Annotated in this window: 18 protein-coding genes and 1 rRNA gene; 7 read left to right on the forward strand and 12 right to left on the reverse strand. The window is 37.5% G+C overall.

Features of this window, described 5'->3' with window-relative positions:
- Positions 1 to 288 precede the first annotated feature (288 nt).
- From EJ103_RS14995 to rph, 4 genes are all read right to left on the reverse strand, one after another.
- Positions 289 to 1,824: ribosomal RNA gene (locus EJ103_RS14995) — 16S ribosomal RNA — on the reverse strand.
- 571 nt (positions 1,825 to 2,395) lie between these two features.
- A complete protein-coding gene (locus EJ103_RS15000; RefSeq protein ID WP_004588246.1) occupies positions 2,396 to 2,779 on the reverse strand; it encodes a diacylglycerol kinase in 384 nt (127 codons plus the stop codon).
- A 58-nt stretch (positions 2,780 to 2,837) separates the two neighbouring features.
- Positions 2,838 to 3,482 (reverse strand): orotate phosphoribosyltransferase, encoded by a 645-nt coding sequence (pyrE, locus tag EJ103_RS15005; protein ID WP_126008391.1) that lies wholly within the window; start codon positions 3,480 to 3,482, stop codon positions 2,838 to 2,840.
- 12 nt (positions 3,483 to 3,494) lie between these two features.
- Positions 3,495 to 4,208 carry a ribonuclease PH gene (gene rph / locus EJ103_RS15010; RefSeq protein ID WP_004588248.1) on the reverse strand — a complete coding sequence of 238 codons (714 nt, stop codon included), beginning with the start codon at positions 4,206 to 4,208 and terminating at the stop codon, positions 3,495 to 3,497.
- Positions 4,209 to 4,371: 163 nt separating this feature from the next.
- Here rph and EJ103_RS15015 point away from each other — a divergent pair, with 163 nt between their 5' ends.
- The 7 genes from EJ103_RS15015 to EJ103_RS15045 all read left to right on the forward strand — a co-directional run bounded on the left by EJ103_RS15015 (position 4,372) and on the right by EJ103_RS15045 (position 9,759).
- Positions 4,372 to 5,232 (forward strand): YicC/YloC family endoribonuclease, encoded by an 861-nt coding sequence (locus tag EJ103_RS15015; RefSeq protein ID WP_126008393.1) that lies wholly within the window; start codon positions 4,372 to 4,374, stop codon positions 5,230 to 5,232.
- 180 nt (positions 5,233 to 5,412) lie between these two features.
- A complete protein-coding gene (locus tag EJ103_RS15020; RefSeq protein ID WP_126008395.1) occupies positions 5,413 to 6,663 on the forward strand; it encodes a site-specific integrase in 1,251 nt (416 codons plus the stop codon).
- Complete coding sequence (locus tag EJ103_RS15025; RefSeq protein ID WP_126008397.1) at positions 6,656 to 7,402, forward strand: hypothetical protein; 747 nt, start codon at positions 6,656 to 6,658, stop codon at positions 7,400 to 7,402. Before EJ103_RS15020 ends, EJ103_RS15025 begins: the two co-directional genes overlap by 8 nt.
- Before the next feature lie 126 nt (positions 7,403 to 7,528).
- A complete protein-coding gene (locus tag EJ103_RS15030) occupies positions 7,529 to 7,738 on the forward strand; it encodes an AlpA family phage regulatory protein (RefSeq protein ID WP_164521644.1) in 210 nt (69 codons plus the stop codon).
- Positions 7,735 to 7,962 carry a helix-turn-helix domain-containing protein gene (locus EJ103_RS15035; RefSeq protein WP_126008401.1) on the forward strand — a complete coding sequence of 76 codons (228 nt, stop codon included), beginning with the start codon at positions 7,735 to 7,737 and terminating at the stop codon, positions 7,960 to 7,962. Before EJ103_RS15030 ends, EJ103_RS15035 begins: the two co-directional genes overlap by 4 nt.
- A 197-nt stretch (positions 7,963 to 8,159) precedes the next feature.
- Positions 8,160 to 9,065: an inovirus-type Gp2 protein gene (locus EJ103_RS15040; protein WP_126008403.1), complete on the forward strand. Its 906-nt coding sequence runs from the start codon at positions 8,160 to 8,162 to the stop codon at positions 9,063 to 9,065.
- A gap of 151 nt (positions 9,066 to 9,216) precedes the next feature.
- The gene (locus tag EJ103_RS15045) at positions 9,217 to 9,759 is read left to right on the forward strand and encodes an HGGxSTG domain-containing protein (protein WP_126008405.1); all 543 of its coding nucleotides are present in this window, start codon (positions 9,217 to 9,219) and stop codon (positions 9,757 to 9,759) included.
- Between the two features lie 677 nt (positions 9,760 to 10,436).
- Here the strand turns inward: EJ103_RS15045 and EJ103_RS15055 are convergent.
- From EJ103_RS15055 to EJ103_RS15090, 8 genes are all read right to left on the reverse strand, one after another.
- Complete coding sequence (locus tag EJ103_RS15055; protein ID WP_126008407.1) at positions 10,437 to 11,756, reverse strand: HNH endonuclease domain-containing protein; 1,320 nt, start codon at positions 11,754 to 11,756, stop codon at positions 10,437 to 10,439.
- Positions 11,757 to 13,604 (reverse strand): AAA family ATPase, encoded by a 1,848-nt coding sequence (locus EJ103_RS15060; RefSeq protein WP_126008409.1) that lies wholly within the window; start codon positions 13,602 to 13,604, stop codon positions 11,757 to 11,759.
- A complete protein-coding gene (locus tag EJ103_RS15065) occupies positions 13,604 to 16,576 on the reverse strand; it encodes a type I restriction endonuclease subunit R (protein ID WP_126008411.1) in 2,973 nt (990 codons plus the stop codon). The genes EJ103_RS15060 and EJ103_RS15065 overlap by 1 nt, the downstream gene beginning before the upstream one ends.
- Before the next feature lie 38 nt (positions 16,577 to 16,614).
- Positions 16,615 to 17,856, reverse strand: coding sequence for a restriction endonuclease subunit S (locus tag EJ103_RS15070; RefSeq protein ID WP_126008413.1), 1,242 nt, complete (start codon positions 17,854 to 17,856; stop codon positions 16,615 to 16,617).
- 1 nt (position 17,857) lies between these two features.
- Complete coding sequence (locus tag EJ103_RS15075) at positions 17,858 to 19,444, reverse strand: type I restriction-modification system subunit M (protein WP_126008415.1); 1,587 nt, start codon at positions 19,442 to 19,444, stop codon at positions 17,858 to 17,860.
- Between the two features lie 71 nt (positions 19,445 to 19,515).
- A complete protein-coding gene (locus EJ103_RS15080) occupies positions 19,516 to 20,439 on the reverse strand; it encodes a restriction endonuclease (protein ID WP_126008417.1) in 924 nt (307 codons plus the stop codon).
- Positions 20,440 to 20,717: 278 nt separating this feature from the next.
- A complete protein-coding gene (locus tag EJ103_RS15085) occupies positions 20,718 to 21,305 on the reverse strand; it encodes a hypothetical protein (protein WP_126008419.1) in 588 nt (195 codons plus the stop codon).
- Entirely contained in the window at positions 21,305 to 22,009 is a 705-nt protein-coding gene (locus EJ103_RS15090) for an AHH domain-containing protein (RefSeq protein ID WP_126008421.1), read from the reverse strand. Before EJ103_RS15090 ends, EJ103_RS15085 begins: the two co-directional genes overlap by 1 nt.
- Positions 22,010 to 22,266 lie beyond the last annotated feature (257 nt).

The following is a 22,266-nucleotide window of genomic DNA, read 5'->3' on the forward strand; positions in this document are numbered from 1 at the left end:
ATACAACCCAAACGGGTCTTTGTTAGTGACAGTTTAACTTCGCCAGAAGTTAATATTGAATACTAAAGTAGACACCAATTAATCACGAATGATTAAATTGGCACTGAATGATACTGCTATCATTCTTTTTTACTTTTGAAAACTCTTGATAAATACGAATATTTATCAGAATTTTATTATCAGCTTTTCCAAATTTTTAAAGAACATATTAATCAGTTAAACCCAAAGGGTAAAACTAACTAACAATCATCTGTGTGGACACTACGAACAAATAAGTTCTAAATCGTATAAGGAGGTGATCCAGCCCCAGGTTCCCCTAGGGCTACCTTGTTACGACTTCACCCCAGTCATGAATCACTCCGTGGTAAACGTCCTCCCGAGGGTTAGACTATCTACTTCTGGAGCAACCCACTCCCATGGTGTGACGGGCGGTGTGTACAAGGCCCGGGAACGTATTCACCGCGTCATTCTGATACGCGATTACTAGCGATTCCGACTTCATGGAGTCGAGTTGCAGACTCCAATCCGGACTACGACGCACTTTAAGTGATTCGCTTACTCTCGCGAGTTCGCAGCACTCTGTATGCGCCATTGTAGCACGTGTGTAGCCCTACACGTAAGGGCCATGATGACTTGACGTCGTCCCCACCTTCCTCCGGTTTATCACCGGCAGTCTCCTTAGAGTTCTCAGCATTACCTGCTAGCAACTAAGGATAGGGGTTGCGCTCGTTGCGGGACTTAACCCAACATCTCACAACACGAGCTGACGACAGCCATGCAGCACCTGTATCAGAGTTCCCGAAGGCACCAAACCATCTCTGGTAAGTTCTCTGTATGTCAAGTGTAGGTAAGGTTCTTCGCGTTGCATCGAATTAAACCACATGCTCCACCGCTTGTGCGGGCCCCCGTCAATTCATTTGAGTTTTAACCTTGCGGCCGTACTCCCCAGGCGGTCTACTTAATGCGTTAGCTTTGAAAAACAGAACCGAGGTTCCGAGCTTCTAGTAGACATCGTTTACGGCGTGGACTACCAGGGTATCTAATCCTGTTTGCTCCCCACGCTTTCGTACATGAGCGTCAGTGTTGACCCAGGTGGCTGCCTTCGCCATCGGTATTCCTTCAGATCTCTACGCATTTCACCGCTACACCTGAAATTCTACCACCCTCTATCACACTCTAGTTTGCCAGTTCGAAATGCAGTTCCCAGGTTGAGCCCGGGGCTTTCACATCTCGCTTAACAAACCGCCTGCGTACGCTTTACGCCCAGTAATTCCGATTAACGCTCGCACCCTCCGTATTACCGCGGCTGCTGGCACGGAGTTAGCCGGTGCTTCTTCTGTCAGTAACGTCACACATGATGGGTATTAACCACCACGCTTTCCTCCTGACTGAAAGTGCTTTACAACCCGAAGGCCTTCTTCACACACGCGGCATGGCTGCATCAGGCTTGCGCCCATTGTGCAATATTCCCCACTGCTGCCTCCCGTAGGAGTCTGGGCCGTGTCTCAGTCCCAGTGTGGCTGATCATCCTCTCAAACCAGCTAGGGATCGTCGCCTTGGTGAGCCATTACCTCACCAACTAGCTAATCCCACTTGGGCCAATCTAAAGGCGAGAGCCGAAGCCCCCTTTGGTCCGTAGACATTATGCGGTATTAGCAGTCGTTTCCAACTGTTGTCCCCCACCTCAAGGCATGTTCCCAAGCATTACTCACCCGTCCGCCGCTCGTCAGCAAAGTAGCAAGCTACTCTCTGTTACCGCTCGACTTGCATGTGTTAGGCCTGCCGCCAGCGTTCAATCTGAGCCATGATCAAACTCTTCAATTAAAAAGTTTTATGTCTTTCGACAGCTCAATGAATTCTGAATTTATTTAATATCTTTCGATATTGAATTGACTGTGCTGCAATTCTTTTCTTAAGTAAAACCTAAGTAAGTTATTGCTGTTGGTCACTCAGTTTCAATTGAGACTCTAAATTTGTTTGCCTCACTACCTAAGTAGCTTGGCTGTTAGAACTCAATCTGTACGAGTGCCCACACAGATGATTGCTTTATATTGTTAAAGAACGTTGCGATTAAAGCGTTAAACTTTATCTCGCTAGGGCTGCGCATCTTACGCTTTCCTATTTTTTTGTCAACACTTAATTTTGTTAAACTTGAAAGTTTTTAAAACTAAGTTTTACTCGACTCACTGAGTAGCTCGTGCCTCGTTATGCGTTGCGCTCTGCCGTCTCAGTGGGGTCGCATTATAGGGAGATCCGAAAACAGTTCAACCCTTTTTTGAAGAAAACTTGAAATAAATGACTGTTCGCTGATTATTTGAGCCAAATACGCTAAAAACACAACATAACTAGCACTTTATTAACATTTTAGGTGTATTAATTGGGTTATATAGAGGGTTTACTGAAATAACTTTATATACAAACTAGCACCCCACACGATCGTAAGGATCATTAATGAGAGTGTTACTGCTGCAGATCCCATATCTTTCGCACGCCCAGATAATACATGGCGCTCTGTACTTACGCGATCAGTGAGCGCTTCTATTGCTGAATTAAGTAATTCCACAATCAGTATGATCAGTAATGTACTTACTAACAATGCCCAATGTAATACCGATGAAGCTAGCCAAAAAGAAATGGGTAGCAAAATAATGCTAAGTAGCAACTCTTGCCTAAAAGCCGCTTCTTCTATAAAGGCCGCTTTAAAACCAAGGTACGAACAATACGTTGCTTTAAATATACGCTTTATACCAAGGCCGTTAGGTTTAAATACATCTTTCATTATTAGCTCTATTTACTGTGGTCAAAATAAAGCCCCGCAATTGCGAGGCTTTTTTTAGTTAGGCAATACCGTATTGATCTCGGTATGCTTTAACTGATGCTAAATGCTCGTCCATTGTACCTTGGCTCTCAAGGTAGCTAATAAGATCAGCTAATTTTACAATAGAGATCACTTTGGTATTAAAGTCGTGCTCTACCTCTTGAATAGCTGAAAGCTCAGCTTTGCCTTTTTCTTGGCGATCAAGTGCTATTAGTACACCACTTAGGTCTGCGCCGTTATCGGCAATGATTTCCATAGATTCACGAATTGCAGTGCCTGCGGTGATCACATCATCCACCAGCATAATTTTACCCGTTAATGCAGAACCTACTAATGTACCACCCTCACCATGTGCTTTTTTCTCTTTACGGTTAAAGCAATAAGGTACATCTTTATCATGGTGATCTGCCAGCGCTACTGCGGTAGTGGTTGCAATAGGAATACCTTTATAAGCTGGGCCAAATAAAACGTCGTATTCTATTGCGGCGTCTTCAAGAGCTGATGCATAAAAACGACCCAAACGTGCTAAATCACGTCCTGTATTAAAAAGGCCAGCATTAAAAAAGTATGGGCTTGTACGACCTGATTTAAGGGTAAACTCGCCAAATTTTAAAACCTGCTTTTCTAAAGCAAATTCAATAAACTCTTTTTGATAATCTTTCATTGGGGTACTCGCTTATGCTAACGCTTGTTTTTGAACGTCAATAATTTCACGGATTGAATGTTTAGCCAGTGTAAGTAGCTCATCTAATTCGTCGAACGAGAATGGTTCGCCCTCTGCGGTACCTTGCACTTCAATAATTTTACCTGTTTCAGTTAAAATTACGTTCATATCGGTTTCGGCTTCAGAATCTTCAAGGTACTCTAAATCACTAATTGGTTGGCCTTTATAAATACCTACCGAGATAGCAGCAATCATGTGCTTAAGTGGGTTTGAGTTGATCATTCCTTTAGCGCGCATGTGAGTAAGTGCATCAACTAAAGCAACGCATGCACCACTGATAGATGCAGTGCGTGTTCCGCCATCAGCTTGAATCACATCACAGTCAATTGTAATGGTGTTTTCGCCAAGCGCTTTTAAATCTACTGCAGCTCTCAATGCGCGAGCAATTAAGCGTTGAATTTCCATAGTACGACCGCCTTGCTTGCCACGTGCTGCTTCACGTGCGTTACGCGTATGCGTTGAGCGCGGTAGCATACCGTATTCAGCGTTGATCCAACCTTTACCTTGGCCTTTCATAAAACGTGGTACACCTGCTTCAACCGTAGCAGTACAAAGTACTTTGGTATTACCAAACTCAACAAGTACTGAGCCTTCAGCGTGTAATGTGTAATTACGTGTAAATGATACCGGTCTAATTTGGTTAGGTGTTCTTTCGCTTGGACGCATTGACGATCCCCTTAATTCTGAATTTGCGACATTATAAGTGCATGTGCAGGTAGATGCCATGCTGATTGTAAAATATTCAGCGTAATAAATTTTCTCTAGAGGTTAAGCAGTGTTACGGTATAATCATCGCAATATTGTATTAATAAATTTTAGGAACTTATCCATGATCCACAGTATGACTGCTTATGCGCGTCGCGAAATTAAAGGCGATTGGGGCACTGGCACCTGGGAAATTCGTTCAGTAAACCAGCGCTACCTTGAAACGTTTATTCGCGCACCAGAGCAATTTCGTGGCATGGAACCGGTAATTCGTGAGCGTTTACGTAAAAATTTGCAACGCGGTAAAGTTGAAGTATTTTTAAAGTTTGTTGCAAATCCAGCACACGTGGGTGAGCTATCAATTAATGAGTCACTTGCTGAGCAACTAATAAATAGTGCTAAATGGGTGCAACAACAAAGCAGTGGTGACATTAACCCTGTTGATATACTGCGCTGGCCTGGCGTAATGGAAGCACAGGAGCTCGATTTAGATACTGTAAATAAAGCACTTATAGCGGGCTTTGACCAAGTAGTTGAAGATTTTAAATCAGCCCGTGGCGATGAAGGCGCAAATTTAGAAGAAATGATTGCCACTCGCCTTGATGCCATACTTGAGCAAGTTACTGTGGTAGAAAGTCACTTACCGGAAATAGCAAAGTGGCAGCGTGAAAAACTTAATCAAAAGCTTGAAGACTTAAAAACCGACATTGACGAATCTCGCCTTGAACAAGAGCTTATTTACCTTGCACAAAAGCAAGATGTTGCCGAAGAACTCGACCGCTTAAAGTCGCACGTAAAAGAAACTAAAAAAATTATTAAAAAAGGTGGCGCATGTGGCCGCCGTTTAGATTTTATGATGCAAGAGTTTAACCGCGAAGCAAACACCCTAGCCTCTAAGTCTATTAATAGCGATATTACTAATGCAGCTGTGGAGCTAAAAGTGCTCATTGAGCAGATGAGAGAGCAGATTCAAAACATAGAATAGTGTTTTAGCCTGTTTCAACTTGTTTATAACCAATTAATAAGCCTAGATTTTTCTAGGCTTTTTGTTTTCTACCGTTCATACTAGCCCCCTATTGTACGTGTCCAAGTGGTTACCATAGTGGTTACCAAACTACTTGGTAACCACTTTTGAAACCTTTGGTAACCATTTTTATATAACTTAATGAATGTAAAAGAAATCAAAGCCAAAATTAAAAATAGTACAACGCTAAGATTTAGTGTTAGCGATGGATTGTATATAAAGCCTAATAAAGATAAGAAAAGCGGGGCATGGGAACTTCGTTATACAATTAATAAGAAACGTCACTTTATGACTTTAAAAGGGAGTAACTTTCCAGACAGGACTTTATCTGACGCTCGTATTGAAGCAGCCCTGATAAATCAAAAAATTAAGAATGGTGTAGACCCACTTGCTGAAAGAATGAGGCAGGGACAAGAAACTATAATAACAATGAACGACCTATTTAATGACTGGTTTAAAGATAAAACTAAGGAAATAGAAAGCTCTCATTTGCTCGAAAGACAATATAATAAAGATATAAAGCCATACATTGGTAAGCTCAAAATTGATGATGTAAATGCACGTGATATTAGAGCTATTATAAAAAATATTGCAAATGATGGGCGCCCCTCTATATCTTCAAAGTGCTTATACCTATGTAAAAAACTATTTAAACATGCAAATACACTTGACCTTACAAAGTCAAATCCTGCTGCAGCTTTTAGCCAAAAAGATGCGGGAGGCCAAAGTAAAAGTAGAGATCGAGTTCTAAGCCTACAAGAAATTGAAACTACATTTGATGTATTAAGAGAAAATTCGACTATTTTTACTAGAGATAACTATTTAGCGATGGTATTACTCCTAATATTTGGTAACCGTAAAACTGAGCTAACTCAGGCAAAATGGGATGAGTTTGATTTTAAAGAAAAGGTTTGGAATTTAGGTAAGCGGAATAAGAAAAAAAAATATATACAAATTCCCATCGCTGACGAAGTTATACCTATATTTGAAGAATTAAAAGTAAAATCTTGTGGCTCTGAGTATGTCTTCCCAGCAAGAAAGGTTAGTAAAAAAGGCCATATGTGCGAAAACACTTTAAATCATGCCTTAGCTAAAATGTTTGGCAAAAGTGTAAGTAAAAAGTCATACCCTAACCTACTTGAGCCTAAGGGCATTAAGCACTTTACAATCCATGATTTAAGGCGAACATGCCGTAGTTTATTCGCTGAGCTTGGTTATGAAGGAAACGAGGTAACACGTTATCTAAATCATACTATTCGTGGTGTTGCAGGTATTTATAACAGGTATGACTATTTAGATGAACGAAGAAAGCTTGCAAGTATAATGGCAAATCAAATACTTCCTAGAGCCAAAATACCAATGGTATCTAAAGGAAATAATTTAAGTGAATAAATTCAAATTATTTCCAAAATGTACGCCGCGAGAAGGTTTAAAGATTCAATCACAGCCATTTTTGGTACATGTTCAAGAGCTTGGTGAGATTGATGAGGATGATATTAATTATGCTCAGTTAGAAGAAATAGCTTCACCTATAGGTATTGAGAAGCCCAATTTAATCATATGCTCTATAAATAACTTACCAAAAGATGAGTTTGGCCAAGATATTATGTTATTGGAGAAAGAATCGATTAAACGTAAAGCGATGCTGGTGGAGGACACTCTAAGAGCACTTCCAGACAAGTCTAACGTAGACTACAAGTTTTGGCTTAATAAGCTAATGCACGAAATGTTTACGCTTGGATCACAAGTGCAAGAGCATAATGACTTTGTAGAACATTTGTATGCCTTAAGAGCCACAGAAAAACATTCTAAAGACCGAACAATAGCAGGTGAATCCTCACCTAAAAAGTATCAGCCTTTTATTGATCTTATCAATGTAATAGTCAGTGACATAAAACTACACACGCATATGTCTAAATGTAGTAGAGCGAATTTAGCAACGGCAATTGATGCTCTATTTTCTATAAATACTATTTATCCTCCTTCACATAAAACGATTAAAACATATATTAACGATGCGTATGGCTCTACCGCTAAAAAAGGCCGAAAGTCTAGTTCTGCTCCATCCCTTAAGGAAGTTGAGGAATGGGTGAAAACTAACTATAAAGATAAAATTCACTTAAAATCATAATGTTAAAATCTTTAATAAGCCCTTATCAAGCTAAGGGCTTATTAACCTATACGCAAATCAATAATATTCTCCCATCAACAATGATGAACCGGAGAAACCAATTTGAACCAGCTAACAACACCAACAATGCAATTTACTGACCGCCTAGTCAGAGAAGCAGAAAGAGCCAAAATAACGGCTGTCTCTCGAACCAGCGCTTGGGCTTTAGAAAAAAAAGGCCTCTTTCCGAAAAGAAGAAAGCTTCATGCCGATAGCGACAGAGTTTGTTGGTTATTAAGCGAGCTTTTAGACTTTGTAAAATCTCGCGAAGTAATAAATATGGAGCGACCTCAATGAACAAGAAAAAGCTACCAGATCTTGCTATGTATATTGACGATGCTCGAATGATTAAAAAGCCTGAATTGCAAAAGCTTCTTAACATCAGTAGGTCAACACTTGGAAGATGGATAAAGGCTGGCCATTTCCCCCCACCAGCTCATGTAATAAATGGGCGGTCCATGTGGCATTTTCAAGATTATAAAAATTGGCTAGCTAATAAACACTCAAAAGCAGGTAAATAAACTGCTTTTTTTTGGCCTACTGATGACGCACTTTGAAACAAAATGATCAGTAAAAACACGCTATTCAACAAGCTAAAAACATATCTTAGTTATTATTTTAAAAGGGCTTTTATCTGAAAAGCGCCTATCCACTAACAGCGGATATTAAATAATATAAGAAAGATACCAATTAATAACTAAAGCAAATAGATATAACAATGACCTTTAAAATATCAACATCTAACTCAGTAAACTTTATATACAAAGACCATAGCTACAGAGTATTCAAACCAAAGACAAAAGGCCAAGATCTAAAAGCATTAACTAAAGTGTTTAAACATTGTGAATGTATGCTTTCTCACTACTCTAAAGTACTCGTAGCAAGAATAGACCTAAGTACTAAATCTTATTCTATTAATAATCAGGCGTTCTTAAAGTTTATTAAAAAACAGTTGTCGATACTTACAAAACAATATAACTGCAAAGTAAGTTACATTTGCGCTAGAGAGAGAAATACATCCTCAAATCATCATTATCATTTAGCTGTGTTATTAAGCGGGCATAAAATAAAGCATAGCAGTAAGTTAACCTACCAATTAAAGCATGCTTGGGAATCTGAAGGCCTAGGCTCAGCCTCACTGGTCAAGCACCCATACTACCTAATGCACAGGGGTAATAAATTCAGTATAGAACCAGCTCTATACCGCTTAAGTTATTTTACTAAACGTGCCACAAAAGAGGCTAACATTGAGGCTCATAGCTACTTATTTAGTAAACTTGAATACTCAACAGAGCACGTTGATAAACGCTTTAACGATATGCTACTCGTAAATTCAGCTATTACATACCAGCAAAATAAAGAAGCGGCTCTAATAAACCTAGATAACTCAGAGGCTGGTGGTATCAAGTTACTAAAAGGGTTATCAGGTATAAGCAGTACACAGCTAATACAATCTAAACTTCATCGCTCATTGCAGTACAGCGATCCCCCTAATCAAGTTAATAACGCTGAAGTACCTTTGCAGCACTCTATGAACCGAAGCATACACATGCAAAGTGATCGATCACCTTACGTGCACAGACAACATAAAGCGCTATTAAGTGATCGCTTTAAGTGGCATTAAATTAATATAACCCTTTGATTTATATATTCACCCCATAATGGTAAGCATATAAATATTCGATTTTAAAAACTTTAAAGAAAATAGATTTTCAAAAAACAAACCCTATGAACCGAAAGTTCACCGAACATGATCGATCATAAAAAGGCAAAAAATGAGTAAGTTTGATTTAGACAGCCTACCCAAGTGCGGGGCTAAAACACGTTCAGGTAATCCCTGCAAGCGCCTAGGCAACAAGCGAAATGGTCGATGTAAATTGCATGGAGGTCGCTCTACAGGTGCAAAAACAACTGAGGGTAAACTTGCTGTGCGAACCAATCCCGTTAAAAATGGTTTTGGATGGAACCTAATGAAAGACTATGACCCCGTATTAATAGAAGACTCACTTAAAGCATACATTCAATTGTGCGATATAGTTGAGCTAAAAGGCATTAACAATAGAGAAGTAAACGAACTAGTAGCACGACACAAGGTAGCATTAGAATGCTTTAAATATCGCGTTCTTGAGTGCTATGGCGTGGATAGCTTTATTATTATCCAATCGGCTCTTGATGCATATTACAAGGATACTGATAGTCAACACCTCCATTTTCATATCCACACGAAGGTAGTAAAAGCTCCCTATTTCCACCAGCATATGAGTGAAGCAAGAAAGCAATCTTTACTTATTAATAAAGCCTTTAAGTTTAATTGGTAGTAACCGTCAACGGTTGACGGTTTGGTTTTTTAAGCTAAACCGTCTTATATAAATAATGCAGTGCCTGTGAAATATTGATAATTTTTATTAGCTATATAGCTAACTTTCAATAAGAGGATATATGTCGAGTAGAGCGCATATTGGCAAAGAAATAAGTACTAGTAGGAAAGCTTTAGGCTACACCCAATAAGAGCTATCAGAGATCGCGGGAATTAATAAAACAACGATTTCCGAGATTGAGAACGGTCGCTTTACTGGCTCATTCGATATATTTGAGCGGCTGCTTGATTCAGTTGATTTACAATTTGAAGTTACCTCAAAACAACACTTTCTACCAGACTGGGATACCATTGAAGATATATTCTCGGAGGATGACTAATGAATGGCACACCACAGCTTCCGAATAAAAGCTACCGTCACGACAGAATTCAAAAGTTTGAGTAGCTGCAGTGCTCTTTAATTACTTTACGCAGCATCAATAAACATGAGTAAGGTTTGTGTAGCTACATGGACCGTCAACCGTTGACGGCTTGCACGAAACACTACGACAGCCCTTTAAAACTCTGCCATAAACGTATCTACAAAACATTTAAATCTATCGGTGATAATGGACTGTACTTTTTGCGTTGTAAAAAGCTAGGTTTGGTTTTGTAGATACTAAGAAATTAACCTTTAGGCTATATTTGATCCTCAATAATCCAACTATCTATAATATCAGTCAATAAATCTTGCTTTAGTTTGCCTAAGGCATGATGCTCTGGATAATTAGAAACTATCGCTTTTATCAATTCTTTTTGAAGCTGCTCCGTATCATCTTCAATTAAGCTCGCAATCGACTCAATAGCACTTTGAGGATAATACTTTACTAAATCTAAAGTTCTCTCAATATCTCTAGAATGTTTTGCGTAATAACCTTGCATATGTGGGGATGGATGTTGAAATCTTGCTAACTTATATAAAGCTAAAGAGTTTTTGATTTTTTTATTTTGCAATGCTGAGTCAGTTAATTTAATTTTTTGATACATTGTTGAATCATTACTCATGAAATAAGCGGTTAAATCACCGGGCTGTACTGATTCGAATATCGTAATATGTTCTACATTATCTTCAGGTATGTGCGGATGCAGTAAACTAAAATCCAATATTCCTTGCTCCCAATCAAGTACACTTTCATCCGACTTACTATGATTACAGCTATGACAAACAGGGATTAAATTAAATAGAGATACAGCAAAAAAAGGAAATATAGACTTAGGTAAAAAATGATCTAACTCAGGGCGACCTTTAAATTCATTACCCTCAAAAACAGTGTGTGTATAATTACGATTGCAATAAGGACAGAGCGTATTCTCTGTACTTTTAGTAATTTCATAGGCTCCCCAACCATCAAAACTTCCAATAAGCTTGTCATATTTAAACTTATCCATACAAAAATATAGAAATGTTTTAAACTCGATGTCTATTCCTATACAAGCAAGATCTAACTCCATTCTGGGATTAGCTCGGTGAGCAGCTGGACCATCGGCAACGAAGTGCTTACGTAGCAAACTGTAATTCAATTCACCATTAATTAGGTAAAAATCCAGCAGCCCCAGCTCTTCTAGTTTTTCAGATAGAGCATCTCTATTAACCTCAACTCTCTTATTTTTACTAATAAAACTTGTTAGCTGATTTATAGCAGAGCTCTTAAATAATAAAGACACCTTCTTTATTGTTCCACTTTTTTTAACTGTTTTCCAAAAGTAAAATGCATCATGAAACAAAGAGTGGAAAACGACTGGAACCTGTTGTTTCATTAAATCAGTTAACTCAACTAACATCTCAAGTTGTTGTGGTGGAGAACTTAAAAACAGACGATTACCTTTGGTAAATAACCAAGCCATATATTGATTGTCAGGTAAAGGGTTTCCCTCAGAGAATATATCTAACTGCTCTATACACCAATCAAAATGTTTTCTGTTTACATTTTCTGAAGCTCTAAAGGTAATAGAAAACATTTATTCCTCATCCACTATGAAAAGAGCCTGCAAATCTTCTAATTTGTTTTTTAAATCAGGGTTTGACTGACTGTACCTGACTAATTTAGTGATCATTGCAGAATCAACATTATTTTTCTGACTAAAAGAAACTAACCGTTTTTTTAATTCTTTTCTTAATAACCTATCACCAATATGTGAAACCAATAATTCCGCACCTAAAAGTTTATCTTCAAATGATGCATCAGGTAAAAAAGATTCAGACTTATGATCGTTAATAAAACCAACTAAACGTTCTATTTCAATTTTAGCAGCTTCACCAATCGTGCTCTCTAAAAAGAAGCTATCAGCTAACATTTCATGAATATTAGCTGCAAAACTATCATTAAGACTCCGATTATTCCCTAAAGCTAAAGCTTTTCCATCTAAAATGTCAGATAAAACAAAAGGGCTATGTGACGAAATAATTACTTGTGGCTCAACCTTTAATTCAAGGAAAAGAGAGCTCAGTAAATAAACTAAACACCTTTGCCATTCAGGATGAAAGGAGTTCTCGGGCTCATCCAATATAACCACGCTGTTAGGCTCTTGAATAAGGGCTAGTTTTATTTCATTAAAGAAATGTACTGCGGTTACTTCCCCCGAACTCAATCCATCTATTTTTATAGGTAGCCCAGGGGCCTGAAATGCTCGTTTCAAATTAGGTAAATCGACCCAACCAGTTCCACAAATGAAGTCTATTCCATTACCATCGTCCACATTGGCTAATTCAATAAACAGATGGGATCCATGTACATCATTAAATCCAGCCTCAAAGGAATCTATACTTAACTCAAATCCCTTAAGATGTAAGCTTAATTTATCGACCAATTTATCCCAGCCCTGTCTTTCAATATATTTATTGATATCTTTTTCGAAAGACTGAAATACCTTAAATCGTGTTAATAGTATTTTTAAACAAATCATCAAACCATCTAAGTGAGGAACGATTGACTTTTTTATATCAGACTGAACCGCACTTACTGAAATTAAGAATAAGTAAATTAAAATAAAGTCATCTTTTATTAAATCTTTTTTCCTTGATATATACAGAATAAATTCATTATAAAGTTTCACATAAGAAGTGTTTTTACTGAACCCTTCAAACTCATAATGCAAATCCACATTTTCGGTAATATTTTCTTTAAAATCACTATAAAGAAATAACAATCGTGAAAACTGATTTTCTGAAATATATGCAAGCTTTGAGATATCTGTCATATCTTTTGCACTATCAGAAAATCTTTTGGCAAGTTCACTGTCACTTACACCTGTAACAAGCTTTTTAAAAGGGTTTGAAGATATTTTTAAGCTTGTTAGACCTGTAGAAGATGACGTACCAGCGGCAACATCACTCAGTGGATGATATAGAACAGTTTGACCAAAAGACTTTGCCAGCTCTCGGGGTATAAAAGCCAGATCCTGTATACCATTATTTTTAAGGGAATAGCTCGTATAACTGGGTGATAATAAGTAAAATTGGCTTCCTTGATTAGTCATTTGTTCTAAAATACAAAAACTATTTGCACCTACCTGACCCATTTCTTTTGGAAAAAAACCTGTCGTATAGATATAACTAATTAATTCGATTAAGTTTGACTTACCCGTACCATTTTTACCTATTAGGGCAGTAAAAAAATCTAAATGCCTAACAGGATTTTTTAATTGAGTACTGTATTGAAAAAAATCAGTACGCTCAATGCTTATTTCTTTATCATTTCTTTTAACATCATAATTTAGTGAGAAGTGCAGGCTTTTATCTATAATGTTTTTATATTCTTCAACCCATAAATAAACGAGTTTAAATTGTCCGTCAGCTATTAACTCCATCACATACCACCATAAAACGTATTAACAAAGCCTTTTAGCTTCTCAGCTAGCCTTGGTATTACTTTCTTGCGTTGCAGCACGCTTGGGGGCTTTTCCATTGTTGCTACTATGTCTTCACGCAATGGTTCTTGGTTGCTGAATATCATGCGTTCAACAAGCTCTTTTACATTTTCAGATATCAAGTGTTCTTCTTCAGCCATTACTCGGGTGGCTTTTTCTTTTTCAACTTCCCAATAGGCGGCAAAAGCATCGTCAACTTCTTCGGCTGATTGTACATTTGGCAGGTTTTCTTGAATGAATTTATCAATCAGCTCTTGCTTACTCCGCAGTTCAGGATCACCACCAATGGTTTGCATTAGTGCTTTATACTGCTGCTGGTACTCTTCATCAGAGTCAGATTGTTTAAGTTTGCTAAGTAGCTTTAAGATGTAAGCAACATTCACTTCATCCATCGCTAACAGTTCAAGTTCAAAGTCAATCTCTTCTAATATAGACTCTTTTTCAGGGGCGGTATTGGTTTTAACCTTGTCGTATAAATCTAAGTACTTACTTTTATAGTCTTCATATTCTTGTTCTTGAATAAAAACATCATCAAATTTAAAGTCAGCAAACGTTGAAAGCACATTGCGTAAACGCATTAACTCCCTGAACGCTTTAATAAACTCAAGTTCAGCGTTTTCATCTTCAAGGCTATCAACACTCGCCGTATCAGGTGCAATGGTTTGCATTTGGTCTAACGCTTGATTAAACATCTTAATGAATTCTTCATACGGCGGCATGATCACCGTATCTTTAGCATCCTTGTTTGAAAACAGCGCTAAGGCATCATCTGTGCGCTTTTTCAGGTTACGGAAGCTAATGATGTTACCTTGCGACTTTTGCTCGTTTAAAATGCGATTGGTGCGTGAATAGGCTTGAATTAGCCCGTGATACCTAAGGTTCTTATCAACATAGAGGGTATTCAAGGTTTTACTATCAAACCCTGTTAAAAACATATTTACCACAAGCAAAATATCAACTTTTCGCTCACGAACTTTCTTCGAAATATCATTGTAGTAATTGTAGTAAGACTCACTATCTCTAGTAGTATAACTACTGCCAAACATTTTGTTGTAGTCGCCAATAAACTCTTCTAGTCTGTCTCGACTATGGCTGGCTATACCTTCATACTGGGCTTTAGGCTCTGCAACTTTATCTAATACAACTTCGTCTAAGCCATCAGCATCTGGGTCTTCTTCGTTAGCGGCATACGAAAAAATAGTGGCTATTTTAAGGTTATGTTTACCTTCCGCTTTTTTCTGTGCAAATAGCTCGTAATACTTAATTAATGCAGGCACGCTTGAAACACAAAACATGCCGGTAAAGGCTTTGCTATGAGTTTTACGATTATGCTGAGCAATAATGTAATCGGTAATTTTTTCTAATCTAACGTCAGATTCCATTAGCTCTTTGGTGTCGATACCTTCAACGTCTATATCAACTTCATTGGCGCTGTCTTTTTTCTTGTAACGGCCAATATACTCAACGTTAAATTTAAGTACGTTTTCGTCTTTAATCGCATCAACAATAGTGTATTTGTGTAGTGGCTTGTGGAATAAGTCACTGGTAGTGTATTTACGAGAAAACTTAGACACCGCATTTTCAGCAAAAATAGGCGTTCCAGTAAAGCCAAACATTTGATGATTCGTAAAAAACTGACTAATACGTTGATGAGTATCGCCAAACTGACTGCGGTGACATTCATCAAAAATAAACACCACGCTCTTATCTTTTATAGGCTCCATCCGGCTTGAATAACGTTTATTGTTAATTGCGTTATTAAGCTTTTGAATGGTGGTTACAATCAGCTTTTCATTACGGCGAGTATTAACCTTACCGCCTTTCGCTTTAGTTGATGACTGTTGCTCACCGTCTTTCTCAAGATAATAAACATCTTTACCGGTAAACTGGTCAACTAACACTTTGGTTTTGTCAGTACCGTCTACACAACCTTTAATGAAGCTATTAAATTCTTTGGCTGTTTGATAATCCAAGTCTTTACGGTCAACCACAAACACTACTTTATGAATGGCGCTATCACCCGTAAGCAACTGGGCAGTCTTAAATGAGGTAAGTGTTTTACCAGAGCCAGTAGTATGCCAAATATAACCGTTTTGTTTTTCGATTGATTGGTTGCTAGCTTTTAAGGCTTCACGTTCAGCTACTCGGTCAATAATCGCTTCGGTGGCGTATATTTGATAAGGACGCATCACCATGAGTATACGGTCTGTTTCGTTCAGCACGACATATTTAGTGATCATGTCGGTTAAATGTTTAGGCGTTAAAAACACCTTAGCGAATTGGCTTAACTCGGTATAACGGTCGTTATTTTCTTTTGCCCAAAAGAAGGTTTGTTTAAAGCTTTGTTTGCGGTTATTAGCGTAATACTTGGTATTTACGCCATTGGAGATAACAAACACCTGTACATATTGGAACAAGCCATCCTCAGCCCAGTAAGAATGACGCTGATAACGATTAATTTGATTAAATGCTTCTTTAAGCTCTAAGCCACGGCGCTTTAATTCTATTTGCACTAGTGGCAAACCGTTAACCAAAATAGTTACGTCATAGCGGTTTTTATAACGGCCTTCTGCCGTAACTTGTTGCGTTACCTGAAAATGGTTTTGATCAACATCGCTATCAATAAAGCGGATATAACCTGCGCTGCCATCGTCTTTATTTATTTGCAGCCTATCACGCAGTATTTTCGCTTTATCAAACACATTACCTTTAGCTAAGGCATTACGAATTTGCTTAAGCTCATTATCACTAATTTCAAAACCATTTAGTTTTGAAAGCTGCTTCTTTAAATTAGCTCTTAATGATTCTATATCGGTGATATTGACCTTTTCAAATTGTTGCCTGCCATCAACTTTTTTAGCAAGCTGAGCAACTAAGTTATCTTCTAATTCTTGTTCTGACTGATAGGCCACATTAACTTCCTTTTCTTTTAGGCATAATCAAATTCTTCCTACACAAACATCTGCTGTAACAAACCTTTTTTGAAGGTTTGTGTTAGATCGATTTGTTCACTCAATGCATCGAGTTTTTTATCCAAAGTATCCAGAAAATCAGCTATTTTTTCTTGCTCTTTAACCGAGGGGAAATCCCATTTAAGTTTCAAAAATTCAGATTTACTTAATACTCGATTTCGGCCAGCACCACCCGGTGAAATCAAATCCAACATATATTTAAAACGCTTCAATTGAATAATGTGTTTAAAAAATCGATGTGTTGCCTCATTCTTTTTAAAGGTATATGTCGGGAAACGGTGAGAAACAAGACCTCCATCATCTTCAACTTTGGCAATAGCAATCGCCCCCTCCCAAGCAAATGTGATATTTACAACTAAGTCATTTGGTCTTACAACAAATAATTTATCCATTGCAACTGCTTCAGGATCAGAGCCTGGTTTTTGAAATGTACCTTTCATATGGCTTCTGATACCTAATGCTAAATATTTTTCATTAGGTTTTGCTATTTCTCTAATCTCAGGGTTAATAACTTGACCCATTTTTTTCTCTTGCCAATCAGGAAAGGCATTGCCATTTTCATCTTTAAATCGGAGCTCTTGCTTAAATAATTTTTGCATCACTGCTTTTTTGTACTGGATTGTTAAAGTGTACTTTTCTTTAAGCTTGCTGAGTTTGCTATCTAATACAGTAAAGAAATCTGAAATTTTTTCTTGTTCGTTAATATTGGGAATTGCTAATGGGACTTTCTTTATTATGTCTTGGCTTATGTTTGATTGAGCCTCAGCTAAGCCAGACTTTCTACAAGTAAAATAATTTTGTACGGAAGGTAACTTTAAGTAAAAGGCCAAAAACCTACTATCAATGGCTTCACTTGTAACAATGCGAATTAGCTTATCTGAAAGCATTACATTGCGTTTAGGCTGGCTATTTACTCGACAAACAACACCTACTCTATTAACTGGCCCAGCTCTTGTTATTAGAATATCCCCTTTATTTACTTTTAAATGCTCTTTAGGAGTTAAACTTTCCGGTAACTTTTTATTGGCTTCCTCATCAAAGCCATCCCAAGTTGTAGATGTGGTAGTTAGTACTCCCCACTCATCACCTTCAACTGACCTTGATTCACATTGAGGACTCCACCCTGAAGATATTTCATATAAATATTCATTTAACTTAGTTTTTTTCCAAGACTCTTTAAATTCTTTAAATCTAGTTTTGGGGCACATAATAGAAGTCATATTAGATCGCCTTTAGCCCAAGTTCACTACAGTATCGATTAATAGCTTTATCAAGCATTGTTATATCCAACTCAAGACTTTCTGATTTTGTAACCAATTGGCTTATATCAATCAACTCTTCATCTTCAAACGTATCGACATATCTAGATATATTTAAATTAAAGCTATTTTCTTGTTCTATTTCTTCCAATGATACAGCCCTAGCAAATTTATTTGCTTTCTCAGGCTCGAGTAGCTCTCGTTTTTCTATAGCTTTTAAAATATCTTGTATGTCAGCATCTCTTAGAAAGTTTTGATTTTTTCCTTTCCCATAACTTTTGCTGGCATCAATAAATAGAATATTCTCACTGTTTTCTCTGTTCTTTTTTATAAGTAAAATACAAGTTGGAATTGGTGTGCCGTAAAAGATGTTTGCTGGTAAACCAATTACAGCATCAAGATAGTTTTTATCTTTAATTAAATGCTTACGAATATGACCTTCTGCACCTGCACGGAATAATACGCCGTGAGGTAAGACAACAGCCATAGTGCCATTTTCATCTAACTGATGAACCATGTGCTGGACAAAAGCAAAATCAGCTTTACTTTTAGGAGCTAACTTTCCGTAATCTTGAAAGCGCTCATCAGTTAAAAAGCCTGCTGATGCACTCCAATCAGCTGAAAATGGTGGGTTTGCTACTACGGCTTCAAAGCGCTTCTCAAGGTGCTGTGGCTGCTCAAGAGTATCGTCTTGTTGAATATCAAAGTTACGGTAATGCATACCGTGTAAAATCATATTCATACGAGCTAGGTTATATGTAGTCGGATTTGATTCTTGCCCGTATACTTTTATATCTTTATAAGACTCTTGATCTTTATATTCATTTATGACTTTTAAAAGCAAGGAACCAGAACCACAAGTTGGATCGTACACGCTACCAATTTTTTCTTTGCCTAACGTAACAATTTTTGCAAGTAACTTAGATACCGCTGGTGGCGTGTAGAACTCACCTGCCCCTTTGCCGGCACCAGAAGCAAACTGACCAATAAGATACTCGTAAGCATCTCCGAGCACATCAATGTCAGTTTCATGATGTAAAAAGTCAATATCATCAAGTCGCACCAGAATTTTAGTAACTAGTTCATTTTTTGCTTTTTCTGTTTTCCCTAACTTATTTGACGTTAAGTCTAGATCATCGAAGAGCCCTGTAAAATCATCTTCAGAAGCAGTCCCCATAGTACTTTGTTCTATATGATTCAGAACTTGAGTTAACCTCTCTATGATGAACTCCCCATTCAAACCCTTTTCAGCTAATACATGAAAAAGCTCACTCGGTTTCAAAAAGTAGCCAAGATGATCAATAGCTTCCTCTTTAATTGCATCGAGGTACTCTTTCCCTTCGTCTGTATTTTCATCAATTGCGTCAAACTTGATACTATCTTCTTTTAAAATATCATCCGCATACAAGTCCATACGTTCAGACAAATATTTATAAAAAATAAATCCTAAGATAAAGTCCCTAAAGTCATCTGCACTCATATTGCCTCTTAATTGATTAGCAATATTCCATAGTTGTTTTTCCAGCTCTTTTTTATGTTGTTCAACCATTTACTCTATTCTCTTAATTTTTTAGTTAGAGGTAAAACCTCTTTATTGCGATAGTAATGTATTCGCGCTATCTAATCTTCTAAAAAGTAATCGCTATCAAGCGTTTTTACTTCAAATACGTGTTTGGTGCTAACGCCTAAATTATGACTAAGCATTAGCTCTGTAAGTTGTGCACCATCTATAAGCACTATTCGTTTGTCTATTCTATCAATGTAGTCAAAGGCGTCTTTACTAAAACTGCTGGTGGTAATGAATACGCCTTTTTTAGCGCGGTGCATATCAAGCGCCCCCGCAAAAGCTTGTATATCTGGTCTACCCACTGTTTTATTGGTGTAGCGTTTGGCCTGTAAATATATCATTTCGAGGCCGAGTTTATCTTCTTTTATTATGCCATCAATGCCACCGTCTTGAGTATATTGCGTAGCTTGGCCTGCATCTTTGCGTGATCCGCCGTAACCCATGGCGAGCATTAAATCGACTACAAGGTTTTCAAAGAATACGGGGGATGCTGCTAGTATCGCTTTTAGTACTTCGTCACTTAAATTGGTATTGAGCGTATCGACTGCAGCTTCGATAAGCTCTTCAGGGGTTTTATCTGAATTGTTACTGACTATGCTGGTGGCATTCACTTGTGCAGATTCACTTTCGTCTTTAGAACGTGTTTTAAAATCAATGAATGCATCAAATTTGCTTAAGTATTGGTTATTGATTGGCTCGCCAGACTCAATTACAGCTAGCCCTTTTGGGGTGATTTTACAAAAAGCTCTTTTAGGTTGCTCAATTAAACCCGCTTGCACTAAGTAAGTTTTGGCCCAGCCTAAACGATGATAAGCATAAGTTTGCTTTCCACTGGGAATACGCAGTTTAAGCTGCTCAGCCGATAAGCTTAGGCTTTGGTAAACGCTTGCTTCAATATCTTTGAGCTTTACGGTTTTACCGCTAGCTAAACATTTTAAAAGAGGAGTCATGAAAGATTGGTAATCGGGTAACGACATTGCATTCCCTTGCCAAGCCATATTAGTAGATAACTAAACAGCTAATCCATTGTTCTTATTAGTTGAGATAATATACAAATTATGATTATGGGGCAAAGGTTATGTAAGCAGCTTTACTATGCTTTATAAACAATTAACCCCTCGCAGGGCGCTGAGCTTACGGGTAGCGGGAGGGGTGTTGTTACGCGTAATTATAGAGCTTAAAAGTATGATTTCAAGATATTTGAATATACCTAAGAAGTATACTTGAGTGATAAATACACTTTATAAGTATAAAATCAAACAAACGGATCTAGTAAATCTTCATCAAACACTAAGCCTTTAAGATTGTTACTGTGGATGATGTTTTTAAACTCATCAGTACAATAAACTTTTTGAGCACCTTCCAGCTTAGACTTAAATAATAACTTGCTTTGTATGTCGTCTTGCTCAAAGGAAAGTAACTCTAAACCGTCTTCAAAGCCATCTTCGTATTTGGTTAAACACATGTCTTTTTGCTCTTTTCCGAAGGTAAGCAAATTAAACAACATCATGTTATTGCCTTCAGCTTTAACGGGTAAAAACTCTCCAAAACTTGCTAAACGCTCTTTCAATAACTCATATACTGGCATCTTCATTATTAGAAATTTGCCTAGCAGCGATATGTCATAGTCTTGCTTTTTAGCTTTACCAAAATAATCAAAATTTAACCCCTCGGGCCATAGATGACTAAATTCGATATTATTTAGTGAGGCTGACATAAACATCTTTAATACAGTATCTAGTTCAAGGTCACTGTGCTTTGAAAGTATTTTTGATAGTTCAACAATATTAAAGTCGATTACGTCGTATGTGTAAGCTTCGTTTTTAATTTGATATACAGTCACTATAAAGCCTTCCAGTTTTCGTCTTTTGGTTCAAGCAAACCTGCAGGTACAGTACCCGTTTTTATTTTAACTTTAACAGTTTTCAACCTATTCAAAAATAAAGCTTTAGGCGTAGCCGCATTACCAAAGTTAGTATTAATCCATGTCTCATAGTTATATCTGTGTAGCTTTCGATGAGGTGGCGAAGCTGGGCTATCCCAGTTCTGGTCTTTATTTTTTTCAAAGTTAATTAACCATACACCGTTAATGGGATCGTTAATACCAACTCCATGCAGATGAAGGTTAAGCCTTGTTTGTAACATATTTGCTGATTGGTATTGCCCTGTGCCACAAATAATATGGTGAGCCTCGTGCAGCTTAGTTGGTTTAGGCTCCCCTATTGCAGCCAAGTGGCGAGCAAGCTTTTGTGTTGGATGATGCTTTTCTTGCTTTAATTGAGTGACTGTAGAGCTTGCACTTAGCTCTCGGTATTCTTTTAAATCTGTTTGTAAGCGAGCATGAGCAGTAATTCTCTCTTTCTCTTTTTTCAAATGATTAAAATCACGAGCCATCTTATTTTTAAGATCTTCACTCGCCTTCCCTTTTTGAGCTATTCTCTTGTTATGGAACTCTTTAGCTTTTAACTCATAGTTATAAATAGCCATTTCTAAGGGTGAAGGATTTTGAGGTCTCTCGGGATGAGGGTATGCGTGCATAGGTTTCATAAAACACTCTTCCTTGATTATTTAATTATGTTTGGGTGTATAATACAAAAACTAAGCAGTTTATCAATTTTTATGTATGTTATTCGGTACTGATTTAAGCTTATTTCCTCTTTAGTAAAATAAACTCTATTTATCAGAAACAGACTCCAAGTGGTTACTATATCGGTTACCAAATACATCTCAAAAACCAACCCCCCAGCTAACACAATGAAAAATATAACATTTAAAAAGTTATTCTACATTCAGATTCAAAATAT

The sequence above is a fragment of the Pseudoalteromonas sp. Xi13 genome, assembly GCF_003952205.1.
GTDB classification, from domain to species: Bacteria; Pseudomonadota; Gammaproteobacteria; order Enterobacterales; family Alteromonadaceae; genus Pseudoalteromonas; species Pseudoalteromonas atlantica.